Origin of the sequence: Blastopirellula sp. J2-11, assembly GCF_024584705.1 — a bacterium.
GTDB lineage: Bacteria > Planctomycetota > Planctomycetia > Pirellulales > Pirellulaceae > Blastopirellula.
The window spans coordinates 4,060,091-4,074,536 of record NZ_CP097384.1 but is presented as its reverse complement, the minus strand read 5'-3'; the positions used below and the strand labels follow the sequence as shown (position 1 = coordinate 4,074,536).

The following is a 14,446-nucleotide window of genomic DNA, read 5'->3' as shown; positions in this document are numbered from 1 at the left end:
GCGACGGAGACGCTTAGCCTCTCTTCATCCGCTTTCCCGTTTCCGCGTTTCTTCCTACTTTCTCGATTCCAAATACGCGATCAAATCGGCCAAGTCTTGGTCGGATAGATCGCGATGAAAGTCGGGCGGCATGATCGAGATGTCGCTGGCGCGGATTTCTTCGATGCGGTTGTTGGCGATGCGGACCGAGTTTTCTTTGTCGACTCCTAAGTGAAGTTCTTTCGTGCTTTCGCCCAGAATGATGCCGCTAAAAATTTGCCCCTCTTCGGTCATCACCACATAAGAGGCGAAGCCGCGGGCGAACGTCGCGTTGGGATAGAGGATCGATTCCAGCAGATCGCGGCGTCCGCGACTGCGGCCGATGGTCGTTAAGTCAGGACCGACTTGGCCTCCTTCGCCGGCGATCTGATGACACTTGCTGCAAGCCGCTTTGGTCGATTGAAAGACTTGCTTGCCGCGCAGCGGATCGCCGGTCGCGAGGTTCTTTTCCCGTTCGAGTAATTCGTGACGCTGTTCCGGCGTCAGCGGTTTTCCCAGCGAAGCGGCGGGGATGTCGAGCCAATCTTGACTCGCCAGGTCAATCTGCGGACGCCGCAGTTGTTCGAGAGCGATTGCCGCCGCGCCCGCGACTTCCACTCGCTGATCGAGCAACGCTTGGCTGAGCAGATCGCGCTGTCCGCTGTGGATCAGGCCCAAGACCAATGCGTGTCGTATGGCTCGATCATTGTCCGCATGGGCCAACGCTTCTAAGAGAGCGGGAGCGATCGAAGGCACATCGCTCGCCCAGCGGGCCAGCACCTGTGCTGCGCTGCGGCGTTCGCTCGGTTCGCCGTTTTGCAGCATGGTCAACAGTTGCGGCGCGAGGGCGTTTGTTTCTTGCGAGCGGGGCCAATCCAACAGCGAGCGAGCCGCCGTTTGCCGAATCGTGGATTCTGGATGCTGCAATAACTTGGCGATTTCAGAAAGCGCCGCAGGCGACTCGCTACGGCGGAGCGTCCAGATCTTCGCTTGCAGCGCAAGTTGCGGATCGTTGGTTGCAGGAGGAGTCGCAGAAGTTTCCGTTTTGCGAATCCGATAAATGGCCCCGCGAATATCGGGCTTGGCCGATTCCGATTGGGGACAACCAATCCGAAACCAACCGCCGGTATCGATCACCAGCAGCGAACCATCGGCGGCGGGCAAAACGTCGGTCGGATGAAAGTCTTCGCTGGTTGAAACGACGAAGTCTTCTAGGTTGCGAACCGCCAGCGTCGATCCGCTTGGCTGTAGATCAACACGGACAATCCGATTGGTGTTGAACTGCGTGATGAAGAGTGAATTGTCGCGCGCGGGATTCCGACAAAGTCCCGACACGGCGACGTGACCGAAGTTATGCACCTCGGGCAGCAGATCGCCGGTTCGAATAAACTCGCTTTCAAGACCTTCTGCAAAATCGGTGCGTGGATAGACGCCGCCAGGTTGCCAGTGGACCAGGCAGTCGCCGCGCGGCCGAGCGTACATTAAGTTGACCGTTCCCAGCATCTCGCCTGCAGGCGTAAAGATGATTTCGACCGGGTTGTCCATTCCGCCGGCACAATAGGTTTGCACGTCGCTGCCGTCGAGTCGCGACGAAAAGATGCGGGCCGCTTTTCCTTTGCTAATCAGCGCGCCGGCGCTATCTTTGATTTCGTGCCCATGCCGTCCTTCGCACCAATAGAGTCGCCCCTCGGGACCAAGAAAGGGACCATGGATGTCGGCGGCGTTGCCGGTGTAACCAAAATCGCCAACCAGTTTGACGCGCTGGTCGGCGACGCCGTCCTCGTTGGTGTCGGTAAACTTCCAGATGGCGCCGCTCGATGCGACGTACAACGAACCGGCGTGCCAGAGACAGCCTTGCGGAAAGGTCAGCTTGTCCGCGAACATCGTCACTTTGTCAAAGACGCCGTCGCCGTCGACATCTTCCAAGCGTTGTACAAAATTGGGCAACTGTTTTTCAAGCTCTGCACGGGGAAGGTTCTGACCCGAATTCGCCGCGACGTAAAGCCGGCCTTGTTCGTCAAAGTCGGCCATCAGCGGATGTGCGATCAGCGAAGAGGGGGCGGCGATTTCGACGGTATAGCCGTCAGGAACTTGCAGCAGAGGAGTTGTCGCATCGGCGCCCAGCAGGAGGGATGATGTGCTGCTCGCCAACAGCAGAATCAGGCATGCGATAGACCGGCGTGTCATCATGATTTTCCGTGAAAGGAAGCGCGTCGATTAAGTGCTGATCGCTCGTTTTAGCAAGTTGTGCGTCATTTGTTGAACGCGTGCGTCAGGGCCGTGAGGACGACTCCAGTGCGACCAGGGAAGCACGTGTCCCGGCGGAGAACTAAGACCCTGCGCCCAAAAAATGGTGGCCGCGTTGAAGACGAAGTTGCCTTGGGGACCGGGGTAGATGGTCGCTGTCCATTGCTGAGGATTGACGCCTCCTTGCCAAGCGGTGCCGGCGCCAACCACTTGCAAGCCCGGGATATCAGCCGGTTGCCCGTGATACTCCCAGCCGACCAGTCCCGGAATGCTTTCGCCTTGCTGGACGCCGGTTCCGGCGAACATCCAGTGCTGCGATTGGGTGACGATCCAGTCTCCGCCGCCGTTGACCGGTTCAACGTTTCGCGCCCCCATGAGCAAACCTTCGTCGGGGCCGCGATGCGGAAAGGGGCCATGGTCTTGCTCGCGACCGACTGCGTAATCGTTGCTGGCTCCGTAAGGACCGCCGCGAGAGATGATCCGGTTGGCCGCGCCGCTGCTGCTTTCCTGAAACGGCGTCACCCAACAGATCGAATTGCCTGACAGAAAGAGCAGATTGACGCCGTGGTCGCGCATCTTCTCGACCGAGCGAAACTGCCGCAGGTCCCAATACTCGTCGTGACCGACGCTAATGAACGACTTGCACCGCAGTCCACGGTCCGGCGTGAGCATATCGCTGTTGGAGCAGTACGAAACGTCGTAGCCATGCTGTTCGAGCCAATAGGCCAGCGGGAACTCGAACGGCAGGAACTCGCCGGAACCGACGGTGCGGGGATCGTTCACGACGCCTTGGTGTTGCGCTTCGCGTCCATAAGGTCGGTCAAAACTAACATTGGCCCATGGTCCCTGAGTTCCTTTCGGGTGCGTATAGATCGAGTAGTTGTTGGGCCAGCGATTGTAGGCTTGCCAGGTGTTGTCGCTGACTTGAAAAAGGATGTCGGCCGGGCGCTCGTCGCGCACGACAAAGATGACATAGCTTTGCCAATACGCTTCGCCGGGTTCGGGAACGGTAGTCAGGCGACCGAGATAAACGCCGCTGGTCCAGTGAGTGGGAATCGATAGCCGAACCGTCGATTTCCAACGGCACTCGTGCAAATTTTTTTCGCCAGGCGTTGGGGTGGGCTCGGTTTCGCTTTCCAGCGGACCGATCGTCTTCATGAGCCGAGCGCCGGAGCCGCCGTAGTAACCCATGCGAAACAGTTCGAGTCGAAACGAGCGGGTAGGGTTGGTCGAAACCAGAATGTCGATCGACTCGCCAAGCAGGACGCTTTGCCGCGAGCAGTACCCTTCGATCCAGGGTGAGCGAAAGCCGTCGCCATCGACGCGGACGCGCGTCAATTGCCAATCGTCGGCGCCGGGCAGCGCGTTTTCGGCGCGAATCCGATCTGGCGTCGAGTTGGCGTCCGCAGCGAGAACCGAGCGAGCTTCGCCGACTCCGGCGGCCAAGGTGGTCGCGGCGATCGCTCCTTGCAAGAACTGGCGGCGGGGCAACTTGGCCGAAGGATCGTCAGGCATGGCGACGGTTCGCTGCTATCGTGGCGGGAGGGGAGGAGAGTCCTTTATGGTAGTAAAGTGCGGAGGAGATGTCACGTGTAATCTTTGCCGAGGCTCGGCATCCTAGAGCCTTTTTATCGAGGGTGTTCCAGTCCCGCGGGATGGACATATCCCCCGCACAATCTGGCTGTGCGAACCTAAGAGTTGGGAAGTGGTATCCAGCGCGGTTGACCGGCGCTGCAGCAAGACGCTGCTTTCTCCGGAGCAAAAGGGGGCTGTTTGTTCAACTTGCTGAAAAACGCTCTCGCCGCGACGCAAAAGGAGACCGATTAGCACGCCGATGATGGGGATGAATCAAGCGGTCCCAATCCCCAAGTCGCCGAATGTGGTCGATTGGATCTTCCCTGGCATGAACCTTTTATGGGCACGAGTCATCCCCAGGTAGTTTGGCTGATCGAGAATCATTCGATTCTATCCGGATGCTTGGGTGAAAAATTGATGAAGAGTTGGTGAATAGTTGTCGCGGATTTGGAAACCGACCCCAGCGAAACTGGGCGAGAATCGCATTTCCGCTACGATGGCCTATCGACAGCCCCAGGCGGAGCAGGATTTGCCAAGCTTGGTCTGGCGATATCATGTGGAAAAGTTGTGATGAGCATGCTTCATCACTGCCTTGGTTCTATTGATGTCTGCGCACGGAATTCAATATTTATTCCGTCGAACCGATCTGCCACGAATTCCGGGGTTTCCATTGGTCGCGCCTGTTGGATTGCCAGCGCAGGCGTCAATAAGCGAGATGATGAACTTCATTGGTAACTTGGCCTCGTAGCGTGGCCACGAATATTTTTTGGTTCTAGCTTACCTACTTGTTTACGCATTCCACGCAAAGTTGATTTCAATGACGATTATTCGAGTGCTGCTCTCTTGCGCGTTTGCTCTGCTTGTGATCCATCCAGCGGCGTTGGCCCATGAAGGAGATGACGACCATACGCATGCTCCGATCGCCGTCAAACCGGCGGAGATGTACCAGCCGACCGCGATGCCTGATCGGATTGTGTTGAGCTGGGACGGCGATCCGCAAACGACTCAAGCGGTGAACTGGCGCACTTCGACGGCGGTCGATGTCGGATTGGCCGAGATTGCCGTTGCCGAAGCGGGGCCTGGTTTTCCCGACAAAGCGACCCAGTACAAAGCAATCTCGGAAGCATTGAAGACCGATCTCAACACCGCGCATTTTCACAGCGTCAGTTTCCAGGATTTGCAACCGGGAACTCGCTACGCCTATCGCGTGGGGGATGGCGTGAATTGGAGTGAGTGGTTTCAGTTTTCGACCGCGTCCGAAAAACCAGAGCCGTTCTCATTTATTTACTTTGGCGATGCGCAAAATAATCTTCGCTCGATGTGGTCGCGCGTCATTCGCGAGGCCTATCGCGACGCTCCCAAAGCCGCCTTCTTGCTGCATGCCGGCGATCTGGTCAATCGTTGCGAATCAGATGCCGAGTGGGGAGAATGGTTTGGGGCCGGATCTTGGCTCAATGCGATGATTCCCAGCGTTGCAGTTCCCGGTAATCATGAGCAGGCCAAAACCGCTGGCGGCGACCGTCAACTGTCTCCACATTGGCGCCCTAGTTTCACGTTCCCGCAGAACGGACCTCGCGGGCTCGAGGAGAGTTGCTTCACCCTGGTTTATCACAATCTGCGGATCATCGCGCTGAACAGTAACGAACTGCAAGAAGAGCAAGCGGTCTGGCTAGAAGGGGTATTGGCCAGCAATAAATCGCAGTGGGTCGTTTGCACCTTTCACCATCCGATCTACTCGACCGGCAAGGGACGCGACAACGCCTCGTTGCGTGCGATTTGGAAGCCGATCTTTGATAAGTACAAAGTCGATCTGGTGCTGCAGGGACATGATCATACCTACGGTCGAACGGGATTTGCTGTACCTGGCGTTGATGTGCCGGAGAGCGACTATTCCAGCTTTGGCGCCGCCGACGATCTGGCGAAAGAGCAGGGAGTGCAAGTGGGGACGGTAAATATTCCGACCGGCGTGCAAAACGTCGACAAAGAGAACGGTACGGTCTACGTCGTTTCAGTGAGCGGTCCCAAGATGTACCCCAACACGCGTTGGCCGTTTATGGAACGCTTGGGTGAAGATACGCAGTTGTATCAAGTCATCCACATAGACGGAGCAACGCTTCGCTTTGAGGCCCGCACCGCGATCGGCGAATTGTACGACGCTTTTGAGTTGCATAAGCAAGCCAACGGTGAGATCAATCAGTTGGTCGAGATCGAAGTAGAAACCCCGCAAAACCTGCGCACGCCGACGAAGTAACGCGAGGAAAAATCGACATCAGGCGCCGACTTATCCTGGTTGAGTCGGCGCCGGGATCGGCGGCAGAATCCAATGCTTGAAATCAGCAGGTTCTAGCGATTCGCGGCGGCTTGGACGGGAATTTGAAAATCTTGCTTGCTCGCTTCCTTGGGAAGATTGATCGAGATGCGGACATCCCTAAATAACTCGCTGGATGGTTGCGATTGACTGAGCAGTTCCTCGTCACCGAGAACTTGCGGCGTTTCCGCGCTGGATGATCCTGTAATGACGGCGACATACGCGCCGCCGACCGTTCCCCGTCCGGAGCGAGAAGTATCGTAGGCGCCATCTTTGATCTCCGCGTAGCCGGCCGGCCCCGCGTTTCCCTGGGATGGATCAGGGAGAAGATCAATGCGCCCGGCAGGAACCGGCTTATTTTGGTAAGTGACTGTTCCTGTCAAGGGAAACGTTTCTGGCCCTCCCGAGCCGGCGCCGCATCCCAGGGAAATAGATGCGAGCAACAGGCTCAGCAAAGCAAAGGGCAAAGATTGGCGAAATCGGTTCATGGAATAGGATCGATGGCAAAAAGTGAAATGAAAAGAAAATGCACCACCTTGAGAAACTCCCGCCTTCGCGAGGCGCTTGAGCTAATTTATTCGGCTGTCGTTACTTCGTCGCCGTCGCGACTTGCGGTCGACAGGTAGATTCCGTAGTCGATTGTCTCGGGGACAAACTTTCCGGAACCGTCGCACATCAGGAAGAGGGCTCCGCCGGCATGTTCGCTGCCGTAGCAGACGTCATTCCAGCCTTCGGGACTTGTTCCGCCGGTGTATTCCGAGTTGATCGCATTCGCGACATTTCGGGTGGAGTCGAGATGTGGATTGGTGGTGTATGTGGAGCCGGATGTCGTATTCGTGTAGGCGCCTCCTCGGATCCAACTGCGAAATTTATTTTTTTTGTTCCACGAGCTTTCGCCCAAGATGAACGTGTTGGAGGTTCCGTCGGTAATGGAGCGAAAACGAGTGTCGCTATCGATGTAGAGCATGCCTTGCGTCGCCATGCCGCCGCGGGAAGAAGTCTCCTTCTCAACTGCGTAGGTTGCTAGTGTCGCGGGATTGGTTCCTTTGGGGCCGGCGACTCCCATGTAGTGCAGCGTGTAATCGTTTAAATAGGAGGGATCAAGACTGTGCTCGGAGTTGCTGCTCGGGCAAAGGTACATCGGCATGCGATTTAATCCATGAATATACTTGTTCGTATTGGTGTAGGATCCTGCGTTAAAATTGAATTGATCGAAGAGTGGGCCTTGTTCGATCTGCGGAAGAATGAGTACGGCCCAGCTAAGCCAATTGACATCGACTGCGCCGGGAGGAAATTTCAGATGCGTGTCGTGATACGTATGCAGCGCGAGCCCCAGCTGTTTGAGGTTGTTTTGACACTGGGCGCGTCGGGCCGCTTCGCGGGCTTGTTGCACTGCCGGCAACAGCAAAGCGATCAAGACGCCGATAATGGCGATGACTACCAATAACTCGACCAGGGTAAAGCCACTATGAAGCATGCGACGTTGGGTCATGATTTTCCTCTAGATAAAAGATAGGAGACTGATGTCGACAGCCGTTTAATACGCGCGCTGTCGTCACCCTAAGATCGATAATAATTGCAGATGGGGTTCTGTCGATTTGCATGAGGATCGCGGGAACGCATCCACGAAATGTCTTTCGGGGTTGGTTCATGGCTTGTTTTCCGATGCGATGGTGATGGATTCACCCCGTTTCGTGTGGTGAGCGGTCTTGTTCTGATCGGCCGACTCTCCTTTCCTAAACAGGTTGCCGCAGAGCGCAATTGCCGCGCTGGTGATCGCCGAGAAGGGAGCGACCCACAGGCTATCGCAGGGAGAGAAAATGATCACCCAACCGGCGAGCGTGCCTGACAGCATGCCAAGGATCATGCTTTTCTGACTGACGCGCACTTGAAACACCGCAAACGACATGCAGATCAGCAGCGGTCCCAGGAAGACGCCGATCACCGATTGCGCGATGTCAAAAATTGTTCCCAAATGGCGCACGACGCCGGCGGTCGCCGTGGCGAGCAAGCCGATCGTCACGCTGAGTCGACGTGCGAACTGCAGCGCCTGTTGAGGAGTGCGATCGCGATTGAAGTGACGAGCGAAGTCGAGCGAGATCGCCGCCGCTAGTGAGTTGACGCCGCTGGTCATGCTGCTCATGGTCGCCGCTAGAATTGCCGCGAAGATTAAACCGGCGGCGCCCGGCGGCAGGATGGTCGCGACGAAGCGAGGAAATACGTCGTCTACCTTTTCCGGCGCGATCTGCAACGCCTGGCTGTACCAAGCCGCCATAGCGACGCCGAGCATCGTAAGCAAGAGCGTTACGACCATCACGCCGACAATATTGACCACAAACGCTCGGCGGGCGGAACGCAAGGTTCCCGAGGCCAGATAACGCTGCAGCGACATCTGATCCGCCATGTAGATCCCAACGTTCGATACGAAGAAACCGGCCAGTAGCGACCAGACCGTGCGTTTATCGGTCATGTCGATTGAAGTGTTGAGCGTGACCCATTCGCCGGAGGATTCCATGTTCGACCAGAAGTCGAAAACGCTCACCGGCAGATGGGTAAATACATGGGCGATCGGCCATAGGATGCCAAGGATCAAGACGAGAAACTGAATCGCATCGGTGACGATGACGCCGCGCAGTCCACCCCAAGCCGAATAGAGCGTGCTGCTGAGCCCGATGGTCAAAATGATGGGCCAGAACCAGTCTTGCGAAAGTTGAAACGCCGCCATCAGCGCTGCAGTCGGAGCATAGATCAGCGTTCCCATCCAGCCCAAGCGGAGCAGGATAAACATGATTGATGCGAGCGCTCGCGTTGGATAACCGAATTGGGTTTCGATCAAGCCATACGGCTCGCGTCCACTGTGCTGAAGGAATTTGGGGAGAAACCAAAACAGAACCGGCAGGCCAGCAAGTGGAATCGCCAATGCGGCGATGGCGATTCCCGGTCCGTTGTTGTAGGCGACGCTCGGATAGGCAAGCAAACTGATTCCGCTAAAGAACGTCGCGGCAATGCTCAAGCCGACTAGCAAAGCGCCGAATACCTGAGAGAAGCCTCCGCCTGCGGTGAAATAGTCATCATCGTTTTGTTGCCGTCCTCGACAAGCCAAGCCGACGCCAATCGTGGCGATCAGGTAAACAAGTACAATCGCAATGTCGAGAATAGAAGGCATCGGCGTTTTCGGTGAATGGCGTTTTCCGAGAAAGGCGACATCGACGAGAGATGCGTCTCTCGCTGGTCGACTACGTCAGCAGCTCCGACTTTTTCTTGGGATGGCTTAGTGTGCGTCCCTCGCTGACTCCTAGCGGCATCATGCGAACTTCATGGCAAGTCAGGGGAAGTGCTCCTGCCCGCATTTGTTCCAAGAGCTCAATCGCCTCATGGCCCATCTTCGCTTCGTCGACCGTGATCGACGTCAGTCGACTGGTCAATGCGCCTTGTCGGCGAGAACCGCCAAATCCGACCAGAGAGACATCTTCCGGCACGCGCAATCCGAGACGACTGAGCAGCACGAAGGCAAGTTCGGCGAGGGAATCAAAGGAGGCGAAGATCGCCGTCGGCGGCGCTGGCTGGGCGAATTGGCGTTCCAGTTCCGCCGCTAGTTCCGCTTCTTGGATGGTGACGTCCGGATTGGGGTTGGTTCCATAATAGGTCTCCACCTGAACCCGAGGGCCCAGCGCCTGTCGAAAGCCGATTTCGTAGGCGGTGCCTGCGTCCGATTTTGTACCGGTTAGAAACAAGACGTGTTGATGACCCGCTTCACGAATCAATTTGCCGGCTTCGCTGCCGACTTCCTCGAACGGAATGGAAAGCAGCGGAGCTTGCACTCCTTCGATCGGACGAGAGCAGCAAACGACGGGGATGCCGCGTTCGCGAAGTTGGCGAACATGAAACGCCGGGGTCGGCGGATTGGTCGTCGGAACAATTGCGACGCCGGCGACGTTCAAGTCCATCAATTGCAGGATCGAGTTTCCTTGTTTATCGATCTCATTATTGGAGTTGCAGATGATCACTTGGTTGTGAAATCCGGCGGCAGCTTCTTCAAAACTCATCTGTAGTGAAGGATAGAAACCAGCGGACGTTTCCGGAATGATCAGCGCGAACAGGTCCTGCCCCTTCTGGAGACGCTGCCGCGCTTGTTCATGAATAAAGGTTCCTTTGCCGTGGATGCGGCGAATGAGCCCTTCTCGCTCCAGAGTCGAAAGTGCTTGGCGCACCGTGCTGCGAGCAATACCGAGAGTTTCCGAAATGCGCGCCTCGGGAGGAAGCGCTTCCCCTGCCGGAAGCTGTCCCTGTTCAATCTGCTGAGCGACAAAGTCTCGGAGTTGCTCGTACTTCGGCTGACCACTTGAATCGCGTAACGCAATTCCGGTCGGTCCCTGAATGAGAGCTTCAAAACTTGCCATAGGTAGTGGTCCGAGATGTCTTAATTGGTACGCATGACATCCTACTGGACCTATTGTGCGTGTCAAGCTTTTGTTTTGGGGGGAGTCTGTCAAGACGATGCTAAGATCCAAACGAACGGTGGCGAATCCTTCTTGAATGTCGGAAAACTACGTGTAAATTCCTCTTTTTCAATCATGTTGGAGGTGAGTGCATCGAGCCAACTTGATCAGTTCCGCGCAAAACTCTTGGTCGCAAGTTGTTTTTTATTGACGAGAGGTATTGCTGTGGTACGATACTCTCGTCGCAGCCGCGTAATCCCTCCATTTGGTTGATTTCCTACCTTTTGTTTTCTCTAAGGGGCCTCTGATGCTCTCTCGCCTAGGTGTGCTGTTTCCAACGACCTTGCTTCTCGTTGGCCTGTCATTCGTCCAGGTTCCTTCCTTACAAGCGGATGAGCCGCAAGCGGAACTCGCCAAAGGGGTGGAGTTAACGCAACTGAAAAAGATTTGGAGCCAAGGAAGGCACAACGCATTCACCGATCTGGTGCGATTTCATGACAAGTGGTTTTGTGCTTTTCGTGAGGGCGAGAAACATGTTTCGGCGGACGGCTCGCTCCGTATCTTGGTTTCTTCGGATGGTGAAAAATGGGAATCAGCGGCGCTGGTTTCGATGCCGGGGCTCGACCTGCGAGATGCGAAGATTTGCGTGACGCCGGACGATCAATTGATGCTCTGCGGCGCTGCGGTGACGCAACCTCCGCACGAAAAATCGCATCAGACATACGTTTGGTTCTCCAAAGATGGAGCGAGTTGGACGCAACCGCACGCAATCGGTGACAAGAACTATTGGATCTGGCGGATCGTCTGGTCAGACGGCGCGGCCTATGCGGTGGGGTATCAAACCGGTGTCGGCAGTCGCGCCGAGCGAACAAAGAGGGGGAACATTCGCTTGTACAAGAGCGAGGATGGAGAAACGTTTGAGACGCTGGTCAAAGACCTTGGGGTGCGGAGCGCTCCGAACGAAAGCAGCTTGTTGTTTTTGGAAGATGGCACGGCGCTTTGCGTGGTGCGAAGAGATGGGGAGCCAGATGCGACCGCCGTCCTTGGCGCCTCCAAGGCTCCGTATACGCATTGGGATTGGAAAAGCTTAGGCGTACGGGTCGGTGGTCCGCAGATCTTGCAATTGCCCGATGGTCAACTGGTGGTGTCTGGCCGCCGATATCTCGGAAAGGCGAAAACCGCTCTCTGGCGACTCGATCCCGCCAAGTCTTCGTTGCAAGAATTGGCGGTGCTTCCCAGCGGAGGCGACACCAGTTATCCCGGACTGGTTTTTCATGATGGACAACTCTGGGTCAGCTATTACTCCTCCCATGAAGGCAAGACGAGCATTTACCTGGCGCAGTTGATATTGTCGCCGAGCAACTAAACTGAATGAGACGACTTGTGCGCCGATGGGGGAATCGCATTGCAACGGACCCTATCGGCGACCAAGTATTCACCAAGTAGAAGTGAGGAGCTGTCGCAGATGGTTTGTAAATTGAGGCCTGTTATCGGCCGCGGAAACTTGGGATGTGCACCGATCAACGCATGGGGTGCGGCTACCTCTTTTCGATCCGTCTGGCGATCGATGATCGCTTGTTGGGTCACGATGATCGTCTGCACTTGTTGCCGTTCCGGAGTCTGCGCCGACGCAGCGACAACCGCCGGAAATCGTCTGCAGGCGGCCGCTGTTCGGTTTGGGATTACGCCGGACAAAGTGATCAAGACCAACACGGCGAAGCTTCCGAAAGAGGCGGAAATTGCGGGGCCATTGAAGACAACAGTCACGTTGTTGGATGATGGCCAGACTCGTGTTTGCGTCATCTGCTGCGATTGGGTCAAGATTCCTCGCAATGTCACGCAAATGTTTCGTCGAGCGATCGCCATTGAGTTGAAGATCCGCGAAGAGCAGGTCATTTTTTTCGCTTCGCACAATCACAGCGATACGTCGCTAATTATGAACGAAATGGGTGGCTTTGAATGGGGGCTTCCTCCTTATCAGGGCCCAACCGCGCAGTTGAACGAAATCGGAAACGAACTGCTGGCGCGACTTATCAGCAGCGTGCGCGAGCTGGAGAGCCAGTTGCAGCCGGTCAGCATCTGGTGGGCGGTAGGGAACGAAGATCGCATCACGTACAACCGCAAAGGCCGCCGCGCGGATGGCTCTACATTTATGATGCGGGAAGAAGATCGCGTTCTGCAAGGCGTCGACTTTCGCGGCGATATTGATACCCAGGCGCCGGTTGTGGTCTTTAAGAACGAAGCCGGCCAGCCGGTCGTCGCGTGGGTGCAGTTCGCCGGTCATCCAGTGACCAGCTTTTCGCCCGAGATCCCTGTTGTCTTTGGCGACTATCCGCAGGTTGCCTGCGATGTGTTAGGAAAGAAGTTGGGGGGGGAGAGCGAGGTTCCGGTTGCGTTCTTTCAAGGTTGTGCCGGTGATGTGAACTCGAAAGAAATGTTTCGCGGCGGCGTCAAGCGAGCGATCGAATTTGGTGAAATGTTGGGACAAAGCTACGTCGACGCGTTGCCGAAGCTGCAAAAATCGGAACGCAATGATCTCGCCTTCGCCGCAACGGTGGCGGAGTTGCCGCTAGGGCCGTTGCCGACCGAAGCCGAGTTACAACGTGATCTGGATGAAATCGAAGCGTTTATTCGCCGTGCGCGAAATGGTGATGAAGAGACGCTGCACTGTGTTGGTCTGAATTTTCCCCGCGATTTGTCGCCTGCGTATCGGGCCGGTTTGGTAGATCGCGTGCGGATGTGGACCGCTTGGGCGCTGGAACTGCGTCAGGCAGGAGGCGAAACGGAGCTTCCCAAGGTGCTTCCGGTCGAATTGTGGGTATTTCGCGTGGGAGACGTCGGTTTCGTCGGAATGCCGCTCGAGCCGTTTTTGGGGATCGGTCGAAAGCTGCGCAGGAACTCACCGTTGCCGTTAACCGTTCCCTGCGGTTACGCGAATTTCACCATGGGATACATTCCCGATGGTCCCAACATTGGGGATCGAGAATACATGAGTTCCTTTCATCGCTACACGGCTGCTGAGGACAAAAACATTCGTCCACGTCCTCCGCTCGATCTTCCCGGCGGCGACGTCATTGCGGATGAAGGAGTTCGCGTATTGACGCAAATGGCGGGAGAGTCGACACGATGAGCGATTCTCCGTCGCCGGTTCGGCTTGGGCTTCGAGCTGAGATCGATCAAAACGTCATGCTGGGATATGTCTATCCCGGTTGGTCGGGGCCGACGGTCCTGGGGGATGACGCCGTCGTGCGAATGGGAAGCGTTATCTATGCCGATACGCAAATCGGCGATCGTTTTACGTGTGGGCACAACGTCGTGATCCGCGCTTGCTGCACCATCGGCGATAATGTAGTGGTGCTGCATCAATCGACATTGGAGGGAAATCTTTCGATCGGCGACGGCGTGAAGTTGATGGCCCATGTCTATGTCTCGAGTACGACCAAGATCGAGAGTCTGGTTTTTGTTGGACCAGGGACGACCTTTTTGAATGACAAGTATCCGATGCGTCAACGTGCGCCGGTGCAGGGGGCCATCGTGAAAGAAGGGGCGGCGATCGGCGGAGGAGTGACTGTTTGCCCCGGCGTAACAATTGGCGAAGGGGCGTTTGTGGGGGCCGGAACGCTGGTGAATCGCGACGTCCCGCCGCGGATGCTCGCCTATGGGGTCCCGATGCGACTGCGCGAGCTGCCTGCGGATTTGCCGGAAGTCAATGATTCGGAGCTTCTGCTCAACTCGTCCGATCTATGGGGACGCAGCCGAGGCACGTCGGCGGACTTCGATTAGAATTGTGAGAGCCTCTCGCGACATCTTCGGAAGTAATTTGCCCCTAGTTTTTCTCGGTCAAACCGCTGCAATTACG

General features: G+C 56.3%; 10 protein-coding genes. 4 read left to right on the top strand and 6 right to left on the bottom strand.

Annotated features, from left to right (window positions below; all coding sequences use genetic code 11):
- Nucleotides 1–54: 54 nt before the first annotated feature.
- On the bottom strand, nt 55–2,208 hold the full coding sequence (locus M4951_RS16200) for a c-type cytochrome (RefSeq protein WP_262022691.1): 2,154 nt from the start codon (nt 2,206–2,208) through the stop codon (nt 55–57).
- Nucleotides 2,209–2,235: 27 nt separating this feature from the next.
- Complete coding sequence (locus tag M4951_RS16195; protein ID WP_262022690.1) at nt 2,236–3,780, bottom strand: N,N-dimethylformamidase beta subunit family domain-containing protein; 1,545 nt, start codon at nt 3,778–3,780, stop codon at nt 2,236–2,238.
- An 877-nt stretch (nt 3,781–4,657) separates the two neighbouring features.
- On the opposite strand from M4951_RS16195, the gene M4951_RS16190 reads away from it, so the two are divergent.
- The gene (locus M4951_RS16190) at nt 4,658–6,091 is read left to right on the top strand and encodes a purple acid phosphatase family protein (protein WP_262022689.1); all 1,434 of its coding nucleotides are present in this window, start codon (nt 4,658–4,660) and stop codon (nt 6,089–6,091) included.
- Between the two features lie 92 nt (nt 6,092–6,183).
- On the opposite strand, the gene M4951_RS16185 is transcribed toward M4951_RS16190, so the two are convergent.
- The 4 genes from M4951_RS16185 to M4951_RS16170 form a co-directional block, all read right to left on the bottom strand.
- Nucleotides 6,184–6,636, bottom strand: coding sequence for a hypothetical protein (locus tag M4951_RS16185; protein ID WP_262022688.1), 453 nt, complete (start codon nt 6,634–6,636; stop codon nt 6,184–6,186).
- Nucleotides 6,637–6,722: 86 nt separating this feature from the next.
- Entirely contained in the window at nt 6,723–7,640 is a 918-nt protein-coding gene (locus M4951_RS16180) for a DUF1559 domain-containing protein (RefSeq protein WP_262022687.1), read from the bottom strand.
- Between the two features lie 156 nt (nt 7,641–7,796).
- Nucleotides 7,797–9,314: a sodium:solute symporter family transporter gene (locus M4951_RS16175; protein WP_262022686.1), complete on the bottom strand. Its 1,518-nt coding sequence runs from the start codon at nt 9,312–9,314 to the stop codon at nt 7,797–7,799.
- A 70-nt stretch (nt 9,315–9,384) separates the two neighbouring features.
- Nucleotides 9,385–10,548 carry a GntR family transcriptional regulator gene (locus M4951_RS16170; RefSeq protein ID WP_262022685.1) on the bottom strand — a complete coding sequence of 388 codons (1,164 nt, stop codon included), beginning with the start codon at nt 10,546–10,548 and terminating at the stop codon, nt 9,385–9,387.
- A 346-nt stretch (nt 10,549–10,894) separates the two neighbouring features.
- Between M4951_RS16170 and M4951_RS16165 the strand changes: the two genes are divergently transcribed.
- From M4951_RS16165 to M4951_RS25585, 3 genes are all read left to right on the top strand, one after another.
- Nucleotides 10,895–11,953, top strand: a complete 1,059-nt coding sequence (locus M4951_RS16165; RefSeq protein WP_262022684.1) for a sialidase family protein — start codon at nt 10,895–10,897, stop codon at nt 11,951–11,953.
- Nucleotides 11,954–12,154: 201 nt separating this feature from the next.
- Nucleotides 12,155–13,717 carry a hypothetical protein gene (locus M4951_RS16160; RefSeq protein ID WP_262022683.1) on the top strand — a complete coding sequence of 521 codons (1,563 nt, stop codon included), beginning with the start codon at nt 12,155–12,157 and terminating at the stop codon, nt 13,715–13,717.
- The gene (locus M4951_RS25585) at nt 13,714–14,370 is read left to right on the top strand and encodes an acyltransferase (RefSeq protein WP_315985734.1); all 657 of its coding nucleotides are present in this window, start codon (nt 13,714–13,716) and stop codon (nt 14,368–14,370) included. The genes M4951_RS16160 and M4951_RS25585 overlap by 4 nt, the downstream gene beginning before the upstream one ends.
- The last annotated feature ends 76 nt before the right edge of the window (nt 14,371–14,446 follow it).

Bases quoted from the DNA above. Each gene is read 5' to 3' on its own strand.
- M4951_RS16175 (WP_262022686.1), bottom strand. From the start codon at position 9,314: ATGCCTTCTATTCTCGACATTGCGATTGTACTTGTTTACCTGATCGCC.
- M4951_RS25585 (WP_315985734.1), top strand. From the start codon at position 13,714: ATGAGCGATTCTCCGTCGCCGGTTCGGCTTGGGCTTCGAGCTGAGATC.
- M4951_RS16170 (WP_262022685.1), bottom strand. From the start codon at position 10,548: ATGGCAAGTTTTGAAGCTCTCATTCAGGGACCGACCGGAATTGCGTTA.
- M4951_RS16165 (WP_262022684.1), top strand. From the start codon at position 10,895: ATGCTCTCTCGCCTAGGTGTGCTGTTTCCAACGACCTTGCTTCTCGTT.
- M4951_RS16195 (WP_262022690.1), bottom strand. From the start codon at position 3,780: ATGCCTGACGATCCTTCGGCCAAGTTGCCCCGCCGCCAGTTCTTGCAA.
- M4951_RS16185 (WP_262022688.1), bottom strand. From the start codon at position 6,636: ATGAACCGATTTCGCCAATCTTTGCCCTTTGCTTTGCTGAGCCTGTTG.
- M4951_RS16190 (WP_262022689.1), top strand. From the start codon at position 4,658: ATGACGATTATTCGAGTGCTGCTCTCTTGCGCGTTTGCTCTGCTTGTG.
- M4951_RS16180 (WP_262022687.1), bottom strand. From the start codon at position 7,640: ATGACCCAACGTCGCATGCTTCATAGTGGCTTTACCCTGGTCGAGTTA.
- M4951_RS16160 (WP_262022683.1), top strand. From the start codon at position 12,155: ATGATCGCTTGTTGGGTCACGATGATCGTCTGCACTTGTTGCCGTTCC.
- M4951_RS16200 (WP_262022691.1), bottom strand. From the start codon at position 2,208: ATGATGACACGCCGGTCTATCGCATGCCTGATTCTGCTGTTGGCGAGC.